The sequence below is a fragment of the Campylobacter sp. LMG 7929 genome, from assembly GCF_024723595.1.
In the GTDB taxonomy this organism is placed as follows: domain Bacteria; phylum Campylobacterota; class Campylobacteria; order Campylobacterales; family Campylobacteraceae; genus Campylobacter_D.
Genome location: NZ_JANQCY010000007.1, coordinates 37,439 through 55,755 on the forward strand (window position 1 = coordinate 37,439; position 18,317 = coordinate 55,755).

Sequence of the window (18,317 nt, forward strand, 5' to 3'; positions counted from 1 at the left end):
ATTTTCTGTTATGATTTTAACAAAGATTTTTTTAAAAAAAGGTTTATCATGCAAGAATATATTTGCGTTTTTGATTGTGAGAGTATTCCTGATGTAGAATTGATAAAACATCTTTATGATTTTAATGGCGATGATTTAAGCATTAGCAAGCAAGCTTTAGAAAGACAAAAAGAAGAAAGCGGAAGTGAATTTTTACCCCTGCCTTTTCATAAAGTTGTAAGCATTTGTGCAGTGATTGCAGATAAATTTGGAAATTTCATCAAAGTCAATAAAATCAAAGGTGCAAATGAAAAGCAAATGCTAGAAGAGTTTTTTAACTTCATAGACAAACACCAACCCCGCCTTGTAAGTTTTAATGGCAAAAGCTATGACATGCCTTTGCTTGTTATAAGAGCATTAAAATACAATATCAACGCAAGTGCTTATTTAGATGCAAGCGATAAATGGAATAACTACAAAAGCAAATTTGTAGAAAATAAACACTGTGATTTATTAGAATCTTTAGGAAGTTTTGGCCAAAAAGGCTTAAAACTTGACACACTTTGTGCTATGGCAGGACTTCCTGGAAAGTATGATGTGCATGGAAATGAAGTATTAGAACTTTTTTATCAAAACAAATTAGAAAAAATTCACGAATACTGCGAGAGTGATGTGTTAAACACCTATATGCTATTTTTAAAATACGAACTTATCAAGGGCAACTTAACCCAAGAAGATTATCTTAATATTTTAGAAAATTTCAAAGAAGAACTTTTGCAAAAACATAGTGATAAAAGCTATCAAAAGCCATTTTTAGAAGCCATAGAAAAAGAAAAGAGCAAGTTTTAAATTAATTAAGAAAAGTATATTAAAATAACTATTATTAAATATCACAAAAAGGATAAAAATGAAAATTTTAATCACCGGTGGCGCAGGATACATAGGCTCTCATACCTTAAAACAATTTCTAGAAACAAATCATGAAATTTGTGTATTAGATAATCTTTCAAAAGGCAGTAAAAAAAGTTTAGATGAACTTTCTAAAATCAGACCTTTTAAGTTTTTTGAGCAAGATTTAAGCGATTATGCTGGGATTAAAAAACTTTTCAAAGAAGAAAAATTTGATGCGATTGTGCATTTTGCAGCAAGCATTGAAGTTCCTGAAAGTATGGAAAATCCTTTAAAATACTATATGAACAATACCGCAAACACAAGTAATCTAATCCAAACTTGCTTAGAAACAGGTGTGAAAAAATTCATTTTTTCTTCAACCGCAGCGACTTATGGAGAGCCACAAACTCCTATCGTAGATGAACAAAGCCCATTAGCACCGATTAATCCTTATGGACAAAGCAAGCTTATGAGCGAAAAAGTCTTACAAGATGCTAATATGGCTAATCCTGAATTTAAATACTGCATTTTAAGATACTTCAATGTAGCAGGTGCTTGCATGAGTTATCCTATAGGTCAACGCTATCCAAAAGCTACTTTGCTTATCAAGGTTGCTGCTGAAGTAGCTACAGGAAAAAGAGAAAAACTTTATATTTTTGGCGATGATTATAATACTAAAGATGGCACTTGTATTAGAGATTTTATCCATGTTGATGATATTTCAAGTGCGCATTTAGCCGCTTTAGAATACCTAGAAAACAATGAAAGTAATATTTTCAATGTAGGCTATGGACATGGCTTTAGTGTAAAAGAAGTTATTGAAACTATGAAAAAAGTAAGTGGGGTGGATTTCACAGTAGAACTTGCACCAAAAAGAGCTGGGGATCCTTCTGTGCTTATTTCAAATGCAGATAAAATCAAAACCCTAACCAACTGGAAACCAAAATATGATGATTTGGAATTAATCTGCAAAAGTGCTTATGAGTGGGAAAAACAGTGTTAAAAAAACTTTTTTTTATACTCAATGCTCATGATAAGAAATTTTTATTTGCTTTACTAATTTTTTCTATTTCTATAGGATTTATAGAAAGCTTTGCTATTTCTTTAATCATGCCTTTTGTATCAGTGGCGAGTAATTTTGAGCTTTTAGAAAAAAGCTCCTATTTTCAACCTATATATGAGTATTTAAATTTGCCAAGTTATAAGATTATTGCTTATTTTGGCTGTATATTAATCGCCTTTTATATTTTTAGAGCCTTTTTGAATGCCTTTTATTTTCATTTGCTTGCGCGTTTTTCTAAAGGGCGTTATCACAGCCTTGCTTGTCGTATTTTTGATAAATACTTACATCTTGAATACGAAAATTTTACTAACAAAAATCAATCAGAACTTTTAAAAACCATCACTCAAGAAGTCTTTCATTTAAGTACTTTAATTAGCGCTTTTTTACTTATGCTAAGTGAAAGCTTTGTGGTGTTTTTGCTTTATACTTTATTGCTAATTATCAACTATAAAATCACCCTAGCTTTAAGTGCTTTTTTACTTTTAAATGCTTTTATTTTGATCAAAATTCTCTCACCCTTGGTAAAAAAAGCTTCTATAGCTAGAGAAGAGGCGATGAAAAATTATTTTGAAATTTTAAATGCAAATTTAAACAATCTTAAAATCATCAAACTCAAAACCAAAGAACAAAGCACACAAAAGCTTTATGAAATTCAAAGTGGGCTTTTTGCCAAAGCAAACATTAGCAATGAAAGTATGTCAAGCATTCCTAGAATTTACCTTGAAGGTATAGGTTTTTGTATGCTTTGTTTTATTGTGGTGTATTTAGTTTTAAGATATGAAAGTGATATCTCATCTATCTTAGCAACCATTACTATTTTCGTAGTAGCTCTTTATAGGCTTATGCCAAGTGCTAATCGTATCATCACAAGTTATAATGAAATCACATATTATAAAAACTCTTTAGATATTATTTATAATATACTCAATGAAAAAGAAGAAAAACTAGGCGATGAAAATATTAAATTTAAAGAAAAAATCGTTTTGAAAAATCTTTTCTTTGCTTATAAGGGCAAGAAAAATTTATTTAAAAATTTAAATTTTGAGCTTAAGAAAAATGAAAAAATCGCTTTTATAGGTAAAAGTGGAAGTGGTAAAAGTACTTTAGTTGATCTTATCATAGGACTTTTAAAACCAAGTGATGGAGCTATTTTTGTAGATGGAATTAAACTTGATGAGAGCAATATAAAAAGTTTTAGAAGTAAAATTGGCTACATACCTCAGCAAATTTATCTTTTTAATGATTCTATTGCTAAAAATATTAGCTTTGGAGAAGAAATAGATGAAGCACTTTTGCATAAGGTAATCAAACAAGCTAATCTTGAAAGCTTTGTAAATTCACTTGAAGATGGAGTGCATACTAAGGTGGGTGATTCAGGTTCGTTTTTAAGTGGGGGCCAAAGACAAAGAATAGCCATAGCAAGAGCGCTTTATCAACAACCTGAAATTTTAGTTTTAGATGAAGCAACTAGCGCTCTTGATCAAGAAAGTGAAGCAAAAATCATGGAAGAAATCTATAAAATTTCAAAAGATAAAACCCTCATCATCATAGCCCATAGGCTCTCAACCATACAAGGTTGCGATAGAGTATTTGAAGTAAAACATGGACATTTAAAGGAACAAGTATGAAAATCACTTTCATCATAGCTACTTTAAATTCAGGTGGCGCTGAAAGAGTATTGGTCACTTTAGCTAATGAGCTTTGCAAAAATCATGAAATAAATATTATTAAATTTCACAAAGAAGACTCTTTTTACAAGCTTGATCCAAAAATCAAACTTTTTACCCTAGAGCAGTTTGACTTTTCCACTCTTTATAATAAAATAGCCTCACGCATTAAAAAATTCAAAGCCTTAAAACAAGCACTTAAAGACCACAAAAGCGATGTTTTTATCTCATTTTTAGATACAACTAATATTGCTTGCATTTGGGCAAATAAAGGTTCTAATACACCTTTAATTATTAGCGAGCATAGCTCTTATACTTATTTAAAATCTAAAATTTGGAAGTTTTTACGCCGTATAAGTTTTCCTCATGCAAATGCTCTAACCGTGCTAAGTAATGATGATAAAAAATACTATGAAAATTTTGTTAAAAAAGTTATCAATATGCCAAATCCTTGTCATTTTAGCCCCATTAAAGAAAATTTAGAAAAAGAAAACAATGTCATTTTCGTAGGCAGACTTGATCATAATAAAAATGCTTCTATGTTTTTAAAAGCCATAGCAAGGCTAGATACAAATTTACAAAAACAATACAATTTTTTCATAGCAGGCGATGGAGAATTAAGACAAGATTTAGAACAAGAAGCTAAGAATTTAAATATCAAGGTTAATTTTTTAGGTAAAGTTGAAAATATGCAAGAACTTTATAAAAAAGCAAAAATAATCTGCCTTTGCTCTTTCATAGAAGGCTTGCCAACGGTTTTGCTTGAAAGTTTATATTATCAAGTAGCGCGCATTAGCACTAAATACACAAGCGGTCATAAAGATTTAATTGATGATGGAAAAGATGGATTTTTAGTAGATTTAGATGATGAAAAAGCTTTAAGCGAAAAACTCGCCCTTTTAATGCAAGATGAAAATTTAAGAAAAACACTAGCGCTTAATGCACAGCAACGATGTAAAGATTATGAAGTGGCCAATGTAGCACAAAAATGGATTGATTTGATCAAAGAAGTAAGGGTTTAACATGAAAAAACTAGCAATTTTTATTTATTCTTTAGGAAGCGGTGGTGCTGAAAGGGTTGTATCTACGCTATTACCTGTGTTAAATTTAAAATATGAAGTACATTTGATTTTAATGAATGATAAAATATCCTATGATATTCCTGAGGTTAATATCCACTACCTTGAAAAATCAAATCCAAGCGAAAGTAACTTAGCTAAATTTTTAAAACTGCCCTTGCTAGCTATGAAATACAAAAAGCTTTGCGAAGATTTAAAAATCAATTTGCAATTTGTATTATTAAATAGACCTAATTATATTGCGTTAATGGCAAAATCTCTAGGACTTAAATCAACCCTTATTATCAATGAATGCACTACTCCAAGTGTGATTTATAAACATAATAATCTAAATTCTTTTATCAATAAATTTCTTATTAAAAAACTTTACAATAAAGCAGATTTAATCTTAGCAAATTCTGTAGGAAACAAAGAAGATTTAATACAAAATTTCAATATAGAGGCAAAAAAATGTGATATTTTATACAATGCCATAGACTTAGAAAACATTATAGAAAAATCTAAAGAAGAAATAAACTTTAAAGATCCTTTTATATTAAGTGTTGGCAGACTTGATCATGGTAAAAATCATGCTATGCTTATAAGAGCTTATGCAAAAGTTAAAACTGATTTAAAATTAGTCATTTTAGGCGAGGGTATTTTAAAAGATGAGCTTTTAACTTTAATAGAAACTTTAAATTTAAAAGACAAAGTCTTTTTACTAGGTTTTGATAAAAATCCATATAAATACATGAGTAAATGTGACTTTTTTGCTTTTGCTTCAAGTTTTGAAGGTTTTTCCAATGTTTTAATCGAATGTCTAGCTTGTAATACTGCCGTGCTTTGCACTGATCATAAAAGTGGCGCAAGGGAGTTATTTTTAGATGATGAGTTTGGACTTTTAGTAAAAGTAGATGATGAAAAAGCCATGCAAGAAGGCTTAGAGAAAATGTGCAATGATGAAGCATTAAAAACTTCATATAGACAAAAGGCTTTTTTGCGCGCAAAAGAATTTGATAAAATTAGCATAGCAAAGCAATTATTTGAATTTTTCAACAAGGCATAAAATGAAACTACAACAAAATTTCACTGATAATAATTCTATAAAATATACCTGTATTTTAATCCTTATAGCCTTTGCTTTTAGTGTTTTGTGTAGATTATACTGGGTAGCTTGGGCAAGTGAGTTTTATGAGTTTTTCTTTAACGATCAACTCATGATTACCACTAATGATGGCTATGCTTTTGCAGAAGGTGCAAGAGATATGATAGCAGGTTTTCATCAACCTAATGACTTATCTTATTTTGGAAGCTCACTTTCTACTTTGACTTACTGGCTTTATAGTATTTTGCCTTTTAGCTTTGAAAGTATTATTTTATATATGAGTACTTTTTTTGCTTCTTTGATTGTTGTGCCTATTATATTAATCGCAAGAGAGTATAAACTCACTACCTATGGCTTTATAGCAGCCTTACTTGGAAGCATTGCAAATAGTTATTATAACCGCACTATGAGTGGGTATTATGATACAGATATGCTAGTATTAGTTTTACCAATGCTTATTTTACTTACTTTTATACGCTTAACTATTAATAAAGACATTTTCACCCTACTTTTAAGTCCAATTTTCATCATGATTTATTTGTGGTGGTATCCATCAAGTTATTCTTTAAATTTTGCTATGATAGGACTTTTTGGACTTTATACTTTAGTATTTCATAGAAAAGAAAAGATTTTTTATCTAGCTATTGCTTTGATGATCATAGCTTTAAGTATGCTAGCATGGCAATATAAACTTGCTTTGATTGTATTATTATTTGCTATTTTTGCTTTTAAAGAAGAAAAAATTAATTTTTATATGATTTGGGCTTTGATTTTTATTAGCATTTTGATTTTACATTTAAGTGGTGGCTTAGATCCTGTTTTATATCAACTTAAATTTTACGTTTTTAAAGCTTCTGATGTACAAAATTTAAAAGATGCTGCCTTTGTGTATTTTAATGTCAATGAAACCATTATGGAAGTAAATACTATCGATCCTGAAGTATTTATGCAAAGAATTAGCTCTAGTGTTTTAGTATTTATCCTTTCTTTTATAGGTTTTATCTTACTTTGCAAAGATCACAAAAGTATGCTTTTGGCTTTACCTATGCTTGCACTAGGTTTTATGGCTTTAAGAGCTGGACTTAGATTTACTATTTATGCAGTTCCTGTGATGGCTTTGGGTTTTGGGTATTTTTTATATGTATTTTTTAATTTTTTAGAAAAAAAACAAATCAAACTTAGTCTAAGAAATAAAAATATCTTACTCATACTCATTGCATTTTTTAGCATAAGCCCTGCTTTGATGCATATTTATTATTATAAATCCTCTACTGTTTTTACTTCTTATGAAGCTAGTATTTTAAATGATTTAAAAAATAAAGCTCAAAGAGAAGATTATGTTGTTGCTTGGTGGGATTATGGTTATCCAATACGCTATTATAGCGATGTAAAAACCTTAATCGATGGTGGAAAACACCTAGGAAAAGATAATTTTTTCTCATCTTTTGTCTTAAGCAAAGAACAAATTCCAGCAGCCAATATGGCAAGACTTAGCGTAGAATACACTGAAAAATCTTTCAAAGAAAACTATCCTGATGTTTTAAAAGCTATGGTTAAAGATTATAACCAAACAAGTGCTAAAGATTTTTTAGAAAGTTTAAATGATAAAGATTTTAAATTTGATACCAATAAAACTAGAGATGTATATATTTATATGCCTTATAGAATGTTGCGTATCATGCCTGTGGTAGCACAATTTGCAAATACAAATCCTGACAATGGAGAGCAAGAAAAAAGTTTATTTTTCTCCCAAGCTAATGCCATAGCTCAAGATAAAACCACAGGTTCTGTTATGCTTGATAATGGAGTAGAAATTATTAATGATTTTAGAGCTTTAAAAGTAGAAGGTGCAAGTATACCTTTAAAAGCTTTTGTGGATATAGAATCTATCACTAATGGCAAATTTTATTACAATGAAATTGATTCAAAAGCTCAAATTTATTTGCTCTTTTTAAGAGAATATAAAAGCTTTGTGATTTTAGATGAAAGTCTTTATAATAGTGCCTACATACAAATGTTTTTATTAAATCAATATGATCAAGATTTATTTGAACAAGTCACTAATGATGCAAGAGCAAAAATTTATAGGCTAAAAAGATGAAAATAGGAATTTTAACCCATAGCGCAATGAGTGTGTATTATTTTCGTCTTGCACTCATTAGGGCTTTAGAAAAAAATAATCATGAAGTTATAATCATCACTCCAAAAGATGATTTTGCTATTAAATTACAAGAACTAGGCTATAAGGTTTGTTTTTATGATTTAGCTAGATCAAGTGTCAATCCTTTGATTGTTTTTAAAAATCTACTTAGTTTAAAAAATACACTCAAAAGTTTAAATTTAGATCTTTTACAAACAAGTGCCCACAAAAGCAATACAACAGGTATCATAGCAGCTAAAATGGCGGGCATTAAATATACTTTTGGTTTGGTTGAAGGCTTAGGAAGTTTTTATATAGATGATGATTTTAAAAGCAAATTAGTAAGAATGAGTATTAATTTACTTTATAAAATTTCTTTTAAACTTGCTAATGGTTTTATTTTTGTCAACGAAAGCAATGCTTTATTTATGAAAAATTTAGGCTTAAAAGAAGAAAAAATCAAAATCATCAAATCCGTAGGGCTAAATTTAAAACAATTTTTACCTTTAAAAATTAGCACAGAAGAAAAACAAGCTTTTTTAAAAGAACACAATATGCCCAATAAGCCTATCGTTTTAATGATTTCAAGAGCGCTTTGGCATAAAGGTATTAAAGAATTTTATGAAGCAAGTCAAATTTTAAAAGATAAGGCAAATTTTGTTTTAGTGGGTGGAAGAGATGATAATAAATCTTGTGCACCATTAGAATTTTTAAACTCAAATGATGTTTTTTATCTTGGCGCAAGAAGTGATATTGCACATTTATTAAATTTATGCGATATTTTTGTTTTACCAAGCTATAAAGAAGGCTATCCAAGAACGGTTTTAGAAGCACAAGCTTGTAAAAAAGCGTGCGTGGTAAGTGATGCTGAGGGTTGCATTGAGGCAGTGGATAATGCCATAGATGGTTTAATTTGTAAATGCAAAGATAGTAAAGATTTAGCCGAAAAAATCGCAGTTTTACTAGAAGATGAAAAACTAAAAAATACTTTAGCACAAAATGCTTTTCTTAGAGCGCAAAATTATGATGAAAATATCATAGCTTTGAAATATCTTGATTTTTATAGGGGTTTTATAAATGTATAAAAATGGTTTAAAGCGTGTTTTTGACTTTTTTTTGGCTTTGATTTTATTGATTATTTTTTTACCCTTTATAGTGCTTATTGGCATTGTTTTAAAAATTGTTCAAGGAAGTGTGCTTTTTAAACAAGCAAGACCAGGATTAAATGAAAAAATTTTTTATATTTATAAATTTAAAACCATGAGTGATGAAACCGATGAAAATGGAGAATTACTTCCTGACGAATTACGCTTAAAGCCTTTTGGCAAACTAGTTAGAAGCTTGAGCTTAGATGAATTACCACAGCTTTTTAATGTATTAAAAGGCGATATGAGCTTCATAGGCCCAAGACCTTTACTTGTAGAATACTTGCCCTTATACAATCAAGAGCAAAAAAAACGCCACGATGTAAGACCAGGCATTACAGGTTGGGCGCAAATCAATGGACGCAATGCTATTTCTTGGGAGCAAAAATTTAAATATGATGTAGAATATGTGCAAAATTGCTCTTTTTTATTTGATCTTAAAATCTTTTTTATGACCATTATTAAAGTTTTAAAAAGAAGTGGGGTTAATAAAGAAGGAGTAGCTACAACGGATAAATTCAATGGACACAACTAAAAGTATTTATATATATGGTTCTAGTGGGCATGGTTTAGTCTGTGCTGATGTAGCTAGAAATTTAGGGTATGAAAAAATCATCTTTTTAGATGATAATAAAGGCTTAAAATATCACTCCAATTTAGAAAAACACGATATGTTTATTGCTATTGGCGCAAACTCTATTAGAGAAAAACTTTTCAAAAAAGCAAAAGAAGATGGATTTAGATTAGTAAATTTGATACACAAAAGTGCTATTATTAGCCCAAGTGCTTTTTTAGATGATGAGGGTATTTTAATCATGCCAAATGTCGTAGTTAATGCTAAAGCTAGCATTGCAAAAGGTGTGATTTTAAATACTGCTTGTGTGATTGAGCATGAGTGTTTTGTAGATGAGTTTAGCCATATTAGCGTTGGAGCTAAACTAACAGGAAATGTAAAAATAGGAAAACGTTGTTTTTTGGGAGTTAATTCAAGCGTTATTCCTTGTATGAGTTTAAATGATGAAATAACCTTAGGCGCAGGAGCAGTTGTGGTTAAAAACTTAACTTCTAAAGGCATTTATGCCGGAGTTCCTGCTAAGAAAATAAAGGAGGTAAAATGAGATTTTTTCTATCAGCACCACATATGAGTGGAAAAGAATTAGAATATATACATAAAGCTTTTGAAAGTAATTATATAGCACCTTTGGGTGAGTTTGTTAATGCCTTAGAACAAAGTATTAAAGATTATACAAAAAGTTCTAACGCACTTGCTCTAAATGCAGCCACTGCAGCTATTCATTTAGCTTTAAGAGTTTTGGGCATCAAAGAAGGTGATGTAGTTTTAGCTTCAAGTTTTACTTTCATAGCTTCAGTAGCGCCTATTTCTTATATGAACGCTACGCCTGTGTTTATTGATTGTGATGAAACTTATAATTTAGATGTCAATTTATTAAAAAAAGCTATCAAAGAAAGCCCTAAAAAACCAAAAGCTCTCATTTTAACACACCTTTATGGTAATGCTTCTAAAATGGATGAGATTGTCCAAATTTGTAAAGAAAATGAGATTTTTTTAATCGAAGATGCTGCTGAAGCTTTGGGAAGTTTTTACAAAAATAAAGCTTTAGGTACTTTTGGAGATTTTGGGGTATATTCTTTTAATGGTAATAAAATCATCACAACAGGTGGCGGTGGTATGCTTGTAAGTGAAAATCATACCAATCTTGAAAAAGCAAGATTTTATAGCACTCAAGCTAGAGAAAATTGTCTTCATTATGAGCATAAAGAATATGGCTATAATTATAGAATGAGTAATATCTTAGGTGCAATCGGTACTGCTCAAATGGAAGTTTTAGAAGAAAGAGTGAGTAAAAAGCGTGAAATTTATAGCTGGTATAAAGAATTTTTAAGTGAAACTTTTACTTTTTTAGATGAACTTGAAAATACCAAGTCAAATCGCTGGCTAAGTACTGCCTTACTTGATTTTGATTTAAATAAACTTAATACTTATGAAAAACATTGTATATGTGAAAATAAAAATGTTCAAATTCAAGATAAAATTTTAAAAATCATACAAGTTTTAAAAGATAACAAAATCGAAAGTCGTCCGCTTTGGAAGCCTATGCATTTACAAGAACTTTACAAAGGCTGCGATGCTTACTTAAATGGCAATAGTGAGTTTTTCTTTAGCAATGGAATTTGCCTTCCAAGCGCAACTACTATGAGTAAAGCTGATGTAGAGGAAGTTTCTACTTTAATCTTAAACACCTTAAAGGACTAAGATGGATTATAAAAGCAAACGCTTAGGTTTTTTCCTAGGCGCTGATATTTTACTTTTTGTTATAAGTATTTATTTGTCTTTTTCTTTACGCTTTAGTGCAGACATCCCAAGTGAATTTTATGAAGGTATGTTGAAAAGTGCTGTGATTTTGATTTTACTTAAAATCATTTTTCTAGCTTTTTTTAGAATTTATCAAGTTGCTTGGAGATTTTTCTCACTTAATGAAGCACGTAAATTAGTCATTGCTTTAGCTTTAGCTGAACTTGTATTTTTAGCAATTTATTATTTTTATGATGATTTTTTTAACCCTTTTCCAAGAAGCGTTATAGGAATAGACTTTGTTTTATCTTGCATGTTAATTGGAAGTTTGCGTATAAGCAAAAGAATGATAGTTGATTTTAGAAAACCAAAATATAATGAAGAACATCCTTGTATAGTAGTTGGTGCCACTTCAAAGGCTTTACATTTATTAAAAGGAGCCAAAGAAGGAAGCTTAGGACTTTTCCCCGTAGCTGTGGTAGATGAGCGTAAAAATTTAATAGGTACTTATTGTGATAAATTTATAGTTGAAGAAAAAGAAGCTATTAGAAAATATACTGCCGAAGGTATTCATACTGCTATCATTGCTTTAAAACTTGAGCAAGAAGAACTCAAAAAGCTTTTTGATGAGCTTATTGCTTATGGGATTAATGATATAAAACTTTTTTCTTTTACACAAAATGAAGCAAGAGATATAAGCATTGAAGATTTATTAGCACGTAAGCCAAAAGATTTAGATAATGCTTGCGTGATTGATTTTATCAAAGATAAGGTAGTTTTAGTTAGTGGGGCTGGTGGGACTATAGGAAGCGAGCTTTGTAAACAATGCATTAAATTTGGCGCAAAACACTTAATCATGCTTGATCATAGTGAGTATAATTTATATAAAATCAATGAAGAATTAAGCTTGCATAAAGAAAAAATCGAGCCTATTATGATGAGTATATTAGACAAAGAGGCTCTAGAAAAACTTTTACAAGAAAAAAACATAGATTTGATTTTGCATGCAGCAGCTTATAAACACGTGCCTTTGTGTGAGCAAAATCCACATTCAGCTATTTTAAATAATATCATAGGTACTAAAAATTTAATCGATCTTGCAAAAGCTTACAAGGTTGCTAAATTTGTTATGATAAGCACTGATAAAGCTGTAAGACCGACTAATATCATGGGTTGTACAAAAAGAATTTGTGAGCTTTATGCACTAAGTTCAAGTTGTGAAAATTTTGAAGTAGCTTGTGTACGTTTTGGCAATGTTTTAGGCTCAAGTGGAAGTGTTATACCTAAATTTAAAGCTCAAATTGCGGCTAATGAGCCACTTACTCTTACTCATCCTGATATAGTGCGTTATTTTATGCTAGTAGATGAGGCTGTGCAGCTTGTTTTACAAGCTGCAGCTATTGCCAAAGGTGGGGAGTTATTTGTACTTGATATGGGTGAGCCTGTTAAAATCATGGATTTAGCTAAAAAAATGCTTTTACTTTCTAATAAAAAGTTAGAAATTAAAATCACTGGACTAAGAAAAGGTGAAAAACTTTACGAAGAGCTTTTAATCCATGAAGATGATTTGAAAACTCAATATGAAAGTATATTTGTTACCACTAGTGAAATTAAAGATTTAAAAATTTTAAATCAAGAAATAGAAAGATTACTCCAAAGCACAGATCCTGCAAAAGTTTTAAAGGAAATTGTGCCTGAGTTTAATCATAACAAAAATGGAGAGTAATTAAATTCTAATTTTATTTTTAAATGGTATAATATAAACTTTTAATTGATTAATAAAAATAAAAACGATACAATTACACTTTTATGTAATTACATCAAGACAAAGGAAAAAAAGTGAAGTTATTAGTAGTTGATGATAGTTCTACCATGAGAAGAATAATCAAAAACACTCTTGTAAGATTAGGTCATAAAGATGTTTTAGAAGCTGAACATGGAGTTGAAGCTTGGGATTTGCTTTCACAAAATGATGATATTAAAATTTTAATTACTGACTGGAATATGCCTGAAATGAACGGCTTAGAATTAGTAAAAAAAGTAAGAGCGGAAGAAAAATATGCTGATATGCCTATTATCATGGTAACTACAGAAGGTGGTAAGGCAGAAGTTATCACAGCTTTAAAAGCAGGTGTAAATAACTATATTGTAAAACCTTTTACACCTCAAGTATTAAAAGAAAAACTTGAAGATGTTTTAGGAACAAACGAAGGCTGATTATAAGTTTTTATGCAAACACATTATTACGAACTTTTTTTTCAAACAGACAAGGAATATTTAGATTTATTCCTTGATCTTGTTTTTTCTCTAGATATAGATGCCATAGAAGAAAAGAATGATGGCGTTTATATACGATCAGAAGAAGATATAAAACTCATTCAAATAGCCTTGCAAAGCTTTCATCAAAAATTATGTGAAAAATTTAATACTAAGATTTATTTTCATTCTAATTTAGAAAAAAAAGAAAATAAAAACTGGATAGAAGAGTATAAAAAAGGCATACAAGCTTTAACCATTGACAATATCCACATTCACACCACTTGGCAAGAAGCTATACAAGATAAAATCAATATCATTATAGACCCTGCCCTAGCTTTTGGCTCAGGACATCATGAAAGCACTTACACTTGTATAGAATTTTTACAAAAATACACAAATGATTCTAAATTTTGCTTAGATGTAGGCTGTGGAAGTGGGATTTTAAGTATCATCATGGCAAAGCTTGGAGCTAAAGTGCAAGCTTGTGATACAGATGAGCTAGCCATAGTTGCAAGCAAGGAAAATGCAAAATTAAATCAAGTTAGTTTTGATGATATTTGGGTAGGTTCTATTAATAAAAGCTTACATAAATATGATATAGTTGTGGCAAATATCATTGCTGATATTTTAATCATACTAGAAAAAGATCTTAAAGAAAAAACCAAAGAAGGTGGAATTTTAATCTTATCTGGTATTTTAAACAAATATGAAGAAAGAATTAAAGATAAATTCAAAAATTTGACTTTGTTAGAATGTAAACACAAAGGAGAGTGGTTGAGTTTAGCTTACAAAAAGGAAACAAAATAATGAATAAAAAACCAAACGAACCAAAAGATAATCCAAACAATAATAGCTTTTTCAATAAAAACCCTATTTTTATTTTCGCTATTTTTGCCATTGTGATGATTCTTTTATTTAAAGGATTTTCAGATGATGGTAGCATGGGTATTATGGGCGGAGAAAATACCAAAAAAGTTACTTATTCTGAATTAAAAACTCTAATTGAAAATAATCAAATTGCCCAAGTTAATATAGGCCAAACCACCATAAAAGCTGTGTCTAAAGCAGGAAATATGGTATATATTACTAAAAAAGTTCCAAATGATGCTACTTTTGTGCCTTTACTTGATTCAAAAGGCGTTTCTTATGGAGCTTTTAACGAGAGTAATTGGTTTATAGATATCTTGCTTTCTTGGGTTTTACCGGTATTTATTTTCTTTGGTATATGGATGTTTTTAGCCTCTCGTATGCAAAAAAATATGGGCGGATCTATACTTGGTATAGGAAGCTCTAAAAAACTTGTAAATTCAGAAAAACCAAAAGTTAAATTCAATGATGTTGCAGGTGTTGAGGAAGCAAAAGAAGAAGTTAAAGAAATAGTTGATTTTCTAAAATATCCTGAAAGATATATCAATCTTGGAGCAAAAATTCCAAAAGGACTTTTGCTTGTAGGCCCTCCAGGTACGGGTAAAACTTTACTTGCAAAAGCAGTGGCAGGCGAAGCTGATGTACCATTTTTTAGCGTCTCAGGTTCATCTTTTATAGAAATGTTTGTGGGTGTTGGAGCTAGTAGGGTTAGAGATTTATTTGAAAATGCTAAAAAAGAAGCTCCAGCTATTGTATTTATAGATGAAATTGATGCTATAGGCAAATCACGCGCAGCAAGTGGCATGATGGGTGGAAATGATGAAAGAGAGCAAACTTTAAATCAACTTCTAGCAGAAATGGATGGCTTTGGTACTGAAAGCTCGCCAGTAATAGTACTAGCAGCGACAAACCGTCCTGAAGTCTTAGATGCAGCATTACTTAGACCAGGACGTTTTGATAGACAAGTTTTAGTAGATAAGCCTGATTTTAAAGGCAGATGTGATATTTTAAAAGTTCATATGAAAGATGTTAAAATTTCACCTGAAGTAAAAGTAGAAGATATCGCAAGATTAACAGCAGGTCTTGCGGGTGCTGATTTAGCAAATATCATTAACGAAGCAGCTTTACTTGCAGGTAGAGATTCTAAAAAACATGTAGAACAAAAAGACTTAGTTGAAGCAGTAGAAAGAGCTATAGCAGGACTTGAGAAAAAATCACGTAGAATTAATGATAAAGAGAAAAAAATCGTAACTTATCATGAATGTGGCCATGCTTTAATCGCTGAAACCACAAAAGGTGCTAAAAAAGTAAGTAAAGTTTCTGTTATACCGCGTGGTTTAGCAGCTTTAGGATATACGCTCAATACTCCTGAAGAAAATAAATTTTTAATGCAAAAACATGAGCTTTTGGCTGAAGTTGATGTACTTTTAGGTGGACGTGCAGCTGAAGAAATTTTCATTAAAGAAATTTCAACTGGTGCAAGCAATGACCTTGAACGTGCAACTGACATCATAAAAGCTATGATTTCTATGTATGGTATGAGTGAAATTGCAGGTTTAATGGTGCTTGAAAAACAAAGAAATACTTTCTTAAGTGGTGGACAAACTATCAAAGATTATTCTGATAAAATGGCTCAAGATTTAGATGAGTATGTGAAGAAAACCTTAGATGAACGCTATGCGGGTGTAAAAGAAATTTTAAAAACTTATAGCGGTGCTATAGAAGTAATGGTACAAGCACTTTATGAAGAAGAAACTATTGATGGTGCTAAAGTAAGAGAGATTATTAAAAACTATGAAGAAGAAAACAATCTTCCAACGCGCTTAGAAGAAAAAGAGCAAGAAGTTACTAAGGATAACTAATGAAAACAAATTTTATTGCAAAGGCTGGCTGGAATTTACTCATAGTTCTAGCTATAGTTTTTGCAATAGCTCAATTTATATGGGGATTTTCTTGGCTTTTATGGTGTATTTTTATACTTTTTGCTTGCCTTTTTAGAGCTAGTAAAATCGATTATATAGCAGATCCAAATACTATCATAGCTCCTATAGAAGGAAAAATAAAATGCATTAAAACAAGCTCATATAAAGAGCTTGGCGAATGCATAGAAGTGCAAATTATAAACAATATCACCCATCAAGGCAGCATCATAGCTCCACTTAATATGGATATAGAAGAAACTAGACCAAGACACGGACTTTTTTTATGTCCATTTATGAAAAATACAAATTTAATGGGCGAAAGAATGCTATTTTTAGCACATTCTAAAGGCAAACAATGGGCATTACGCATCATTTTTGGCGCCTTAAATAGAAAAGTTCATATTGATGATTTTGGTCATCATTTAAACCATGGACAAAATATAGGTTTTATGTTTGATGGCAGTGTGAGTTTATTGCTTCCAAAAGATACTAGAATTTGCGTAAATGAAAACGATAAAGTACGCATTGGTGCATTGATAGGGTATTTAAATCCATGAATTTTAAACTAATTTATATTTTACCTAATCTTTTTACAGCTGCTTCCATATTTTTAGGCATTATTTCAGTGATTGCTTCTATTAATCAAAATTTTGATAAGGCATTAATTTATATCATTTTATCATTAATTTGTGATGGCTTGGATGGACGCGTTGCAAGAGCTACTAATTCTACTTCTAAATTTGGAGTTGAGTTTGACTCACTAGCAGATTTAATAGCCTTTGGTGTTGCACCTGCTATGCTTTTTTATATGAGTATAGGTTATGAATATGATCGTTTTGGCTCCTTAATAGCCGGTTTATTTGTAGTTTTTGGCGCTATACGCTTAGCAAGATTTAATGTCACCACAGGTACTTATGAACCTTCAGTTTTTATAGGACTTCCTATACCAACAGCTGCAATTGTAAGTGCTTTATGGGTAAGTGCTTATTTATATTATGATTTTTTACGTGATTTTTCTTTGATGATAGTATGTATTCAAATGCTTTTAGCTTTTTTAATGGTAAGCAATATAAGATATCCAAGTTTTAAAAAAATTGATTTAAAACGGGCAAATGTTTTAAAAGTATTAATCCTTTTAGTAATCTTATTTTCCATGCTTTATTTGTATTTTTTAGAAAGTGCGTTAATCGTCGCAAGCTTATATGTACTTTATGGAATCATTCGAAGTTTTTTTACTCTAGCTCGTAAATTTAAAAAAGATTAAAATTTTATTTTCACTTCACTTTTTAACAATATACTTCTCATTATTTTCAAAAAGGAGTAAAAATGAATAAAAACAAATTATTCAGACAAATTCACATTTACATTAGCTTATTTTTCTTACCACTAGCATTTTTATATGCTGTTACTGGTTTTGCTTATATAGCTGGTTTTGATGGGGAAAGTGGAGCTAAAATTCAAACTCAAAAAGTTCAAGCCATTGTCCAAGAAGGCGCTGAAGCTGAATTTTTAATTGATTTTTTAAAGAAAAATAACTTAAAACTTCCTTCATCTTTGGAACCAAAACTTAACAAAAAAGGCGATGGAATAGAGCTTGGCACTATAAACTATACTGCAAGTATTGTCAAAATAGATGAAAATAATTATGAAATTATCACAAAAGAAAGAAGTTTACTTGGAAATATGATTTTACTTCACAAAGATAAAGGCATGTGGTATTTTTCTGTTCTTGGACTAGCTTTTGCACTTGCTATGATAATCCTTTATATTTCAGGACTTTTAATCACTATCATAGCTATACGCAAAGACAGGGGTAAACAAATCGCAGTTTTAAGCGCTGGTTTTGTTATAACTTTAATCATAGCTTATCTTAGTGTATAAATTTAAGGTATATCTTATAAACAATA

The 18,317-nt window shown here is 30.3% G+C and carries 17 protein-coding genes; all 17 read left to right on the forward strand.

All coding sequences use genetic code 11. From position 1 onward, the window contains the following. The first annotated feature begins 48 nt into the window (after window positions 1-48). The 17 genes from CAMP5118_RS04595 to CAMP5118_RS04675 all read left to right on the forward strand — a co-directional run bounded on the left by CAMP5118_RS04595 (window position 49) and on the right by CAMP5118_RS04675 (window position 18,291). Window positions 49-828 carry a 3'-5' exonuclease gene (locus tag CAMP5118_RS04595; RefSeq protein WP_337216729.1) on the forward strand — a complete coding sequence of 260 codons (780 nt, stop codon included), beginning with the start codon at window positions 49-51 and terminating at the stop codon, window positions 826-828. A 58-nt stretch (window positions 829-886) separates the two neighbouring features. Beyond that, window positions 887-1,873, forward strand: coding sequence for a UDP-glucose 4-epimerase GalE (galE, locus tag CAMP5118_RS04600; RefSeq protein ID WP_039626879.1), 987 nt, complete (start codon window positions 887-889; stop codon window positions 1,871-1,873). Continuing rightward, entirely contained in the window at window positions 1,867-3,561 is a 1,695-nt protein-coding gene (gene pglK, locus CAMP5118_RS04605) for a BC-type lipopolysaccharide transporter PglK (protein ID WP_337216730.1), read from the forward strand. Before galE ends, pglK begins: the two co-directional genes overlap by 7 nt. Then, a complete protein-coding gene (pglH, locus tag CAMP5118_RS04610) occupies window positions 3,558-4,622 on the forward strand; it encodes a GalNAc-alpha-(1->4)-GalNAc-alpha-(1->3)-diNAcBac-PP-undecaprenol alpha-1,4-N-acetyl-D-galactosaminyltransferase (protein WP_337216731.1) in 1,065 nt (354 codons plus the stop codon). The genes pglK and pglH overlap by 4 nt, the downstream gene beginning before the upstream one ends. Window position 4,623: 1 nt before the next feature. Beyond that, on the forward strand, window positions 4,624-5,724 hold the full coding sequence (pglJ, locus tag CAMP5118_RS04615) for an N-acetylgalactosamine-N,N'-diacetylbacillosaminyl-diphospho-undecaprenol 4-alpha-N-acetylgalactosaminyltransferase (protein ID WP_337216732.1): 1,101 nt from the start codon (window positions 4,624-4,626) through the stop codon (window positions 5,722-5,724). Window position 5,725: 1 nt separating this feature from the next. After that, window positions 5,726-7,864 carry an undecaprenyl-diphosphooligosaccharide--protein glycotransferase gene (gene pglB, locus CAMP5118_RS04620; protein ID WP_337216733.1) on the forward strand — a complete coding sequence of 713 codons (2,139 nt, stop codon included), beginning with the start codon at window positions 5,726-5,728 and terminating at the stop codon, window positions 7,862-7,864. Next, on the forward strand, window positions 7,861-8,988 hold the full coding sequence (pglA, locus tag CAMP5118_RS04625) for a N,N'-diacetylbacillosaminyl-diphospho-undecaprenol alpha-1,3-N-acetylgalactosaminyltransferase (RefSeq protein WP_337216734.1): 1,128 nt from the start codon (window positions 7,861-7,863) through the stop codon (window positions 8,986-8,988). Before pglB ends, pglA begins: the two co-directional genes overlap by 4 nt. Next, window positions 8,981-9,583, forward strand: coding sequence for an undecaprenyl phosphate N,N'-diacetylbacillosamine 1-phosphate transferase (gene pglC, locus CAMP5118_RS04630; RefSeq protein WP_039626890.1), 603 nt, complete (start codon window positions 8,981-8,983; stop codon window positions 9,581-9,583). The genes pglA and pglC overlap by 8 nt, the downstream gene beginning before the upstream one ends. After that, window positions 9,570-10,166 (forward strand): UDP-N-acetylbacillosamine N-acetyltransferase, encoded by a 597-nt coding sequence (gene pglD, locus CAMP5118_RS04635; protein WP_337216735.1) that lies wholly within the window; start codon window positions 9,570-9,572, stop codon window positions 10,164-10,166. The genes pglC and pglD overlap by 14 nt, the downstream gene beginning before the upstream one ends. Further along, entirely contained in the window at window positions 10,163-11,323 is a 1,161-nt protein-coding gene (pglE, locus tag CAMP5118_RS04640; RefSeq protein ID WP_337216736.1) for a UDP-N-acetylbacillosamine transaminase, read from the forward strand. Before pglD ends, pglE begins: the two co-directional genes overlap by 4 nt. Window position 11,324: 1 nt before the next feature. Beyond that, window positions 11,325-13,088: a UDP-N-acetylglucosamine 4,6-dehydratase (configuration-retaining) gene (gene pglF, locus CAMP5118_RS04645; protein ID WP_337216737.1), complete on the forward strand. Its 1,764-nt coding sequence runs from the start codon at window positions 11,325-11,327 to the stop codon at window positions 13,086-13,088. 113 nt (window positions 13,089-13,201) lie between these two features. Further along, window positions 13,202-13,579, forward strand: a complete 378-nt coding sequence (locus CAMP5118_RS04650) for a chemotaxis response regulator CheY (RefSeq protein ID WP_039619063.1) — start codon at window positions 13,202-13,204, stop codon at window positions 13,577-13,579. Between the two features lie 12 nt (window positions 13,580-13,591). Beyond that, the gene (locus CAMP5118_RS04655; RefSeq protein ID WP_337216738.1) at window positions 13,592-14,428 is read left to right on the forward strand and encodes a 50S ribosomal protein L11 methyltransferase; all 837 of its coding nucleotides are present in this window, start codon (window positions 13,592-13,594) and stop codon (window positions 14,426-14,428) included. Beyond that, window positions 14,428-16,350 (forward strand): ATP-dependent zinc metalloprotease FtsH, encoded by a 1,923-nt coding sequence (gene ftsH / locus CAMP5118_RS04660; RefSeq protein WP_263663426.1) that lies wholly within the window; start codon window positions 14,428-14,430, stop codon window positions 16,348-16,350. Before CAMP5118_RS04655 ends, ftsH begins: the two co-directional genes overlap by 1 nt. Next, window positions 16,350-16,967, forward strand: a complete 618-nt coding sequence (locus tag CAMP5118_RS04665) for a phosphatidylserine decarboxylase (RefSeq protein WP_337216739.1) — start codon at window positions 16,350-16,352, stop codon at window positions 16,965-16,967. The genes ftsH and CAMP5118_RS04665 overlap by 1 nt, the downstream gene beginning before the upstream one ends. Next, complete coding sequence (gene pssA / locus CAMP5118_RS04670) at window positions 16,964-17,674, forward strand: CDP-diacylglycerol--serine O-phosphatidyltransferase (RefSeq protein WP_337216740.1); 711 nt, start codon at window positions 16,964-16,966, stop codon at window positions 17,672-17,674. Before CAMP5118_RS04665 ends, pssA begins: the two co-directional genes overlap by 4 nt. A gap of 62 nt (window positions 17,675-17,736) precedes the next feature. Beyond that, window positions 17,737-18,291 carry a PepSY-associated TM helix domain-containing protein gene (locus tag CAMP5118_RS04675; protein WP_263679090.1) on the forward strand — a complete coding sequence of 185 codons (555 nt, stop codon included), beginning with the start codon at window positions 17,737-17,739 and terminating at the stop codon, window positions 18,289-18,291. Window positions 18,292-18,317: the final 26 nt, after the last annotated feature.

Excerpts from the sequence above, each read along its gene's own strand:
- CAMP5118_RS04595 (WP_337216729.1), top strand. The coding sequence starts at position 49 with ATGCAAGAATATATTTGCGTTTTTGATTGTGAGAGTATTCCTGATGTA.
- galE (WP_039626879.1), top strand. The coding sequence starts at position 887 with ATGAAAATTTTAATCACCGGTGGCGCAGGATACATAGGCTCTCATACC.
- pglH (WP_337216731.1), top strand. The coding sequence starts at position 3,558 with ATGAAAATCACTTTCATCATAGCTACTTTAAATTCAGGTGGCGCTGAA.
- pglJ (WP_337216732.1), top strand. The coding sequence starts at position 4,624 with ATGAAAAAACTAGCAATTTTTATTTATTCTTTAGGAAGCGGTGGTGCT.
- pglB (WP_337216733.1), top strand. The coding sequence starts at position 5,726 with ATGAAACTACAACAAAATTTCACTGATAATAATTCTATAAAATATACC.
- pglA (WP_337216734.1), top strand. The coding sequence starts at position 7,861 with ATGAAAATAGGAATTTTAACCCATAGCGCAATGAGTGTGTATTATTTT.
- pglC (WP_039626890.1), top strand. The coding sequence starts at position 8,981 with ATGTATAAAAATGGTTTAAAGCGTGTTTTTGACTTTTTTTTGGCTTTG.
- pglD (WP_337216735.1), top strand. The coding sequence starts at position 9,570 with ATGGACACAACTAAAAGTATTTATATATATGGTTCTAGTGGGCATGGT.
- pglE (WP_337216736.1), top strand. The coding sequence starts at position 10,163 with ATGAGATTTTTTCTATCAGCACCACATATGAGTGGAAAAGAATTAGAA.
- pglF (WP_337216737.1), top strand. The coding sequence starts at position 11,325 with ATGGATTATAAAAGCAAACGCTTAGGTTTTTTCCTAGGCGCTGATATT.
- CAMP5118_RS04655 (WP_337216738.1), top strand. The coding sequence starts at position 13,592 with ATGCAAACACATTATTACGAACTTTTTTTTCAAACAGACAAGGAATAT.
- ftsH (WP_263663426.1), top strand. The coding sequence starts at position 14,428 with ATGAATAAAAAACCAAACGAACCAAAAGATAATCCAAACAATAATAGC.
- CAMP5118_RS04665 (WP_337216739.1), top strand. The coding sequence starts at position 16,350 with ATGAAAACAAATTTTATTGCAAAGGCTGGCTGGAATTTACTCATAGTT.
- pssA (WP_337216740.1), top strand. The coding sequence starts at position 16,964 with ATGAATTTTAAACTAATTTATATTTTACCTAATCTTTTTACAGCTGCT.
- CAMP5118_RS04675 (WP_263679090.1), top strand. The coding sequence starts at position 17,737 with ATGAATAAAAACAAATTATTCAGACAAATTCACATTTACATTAGCTTA.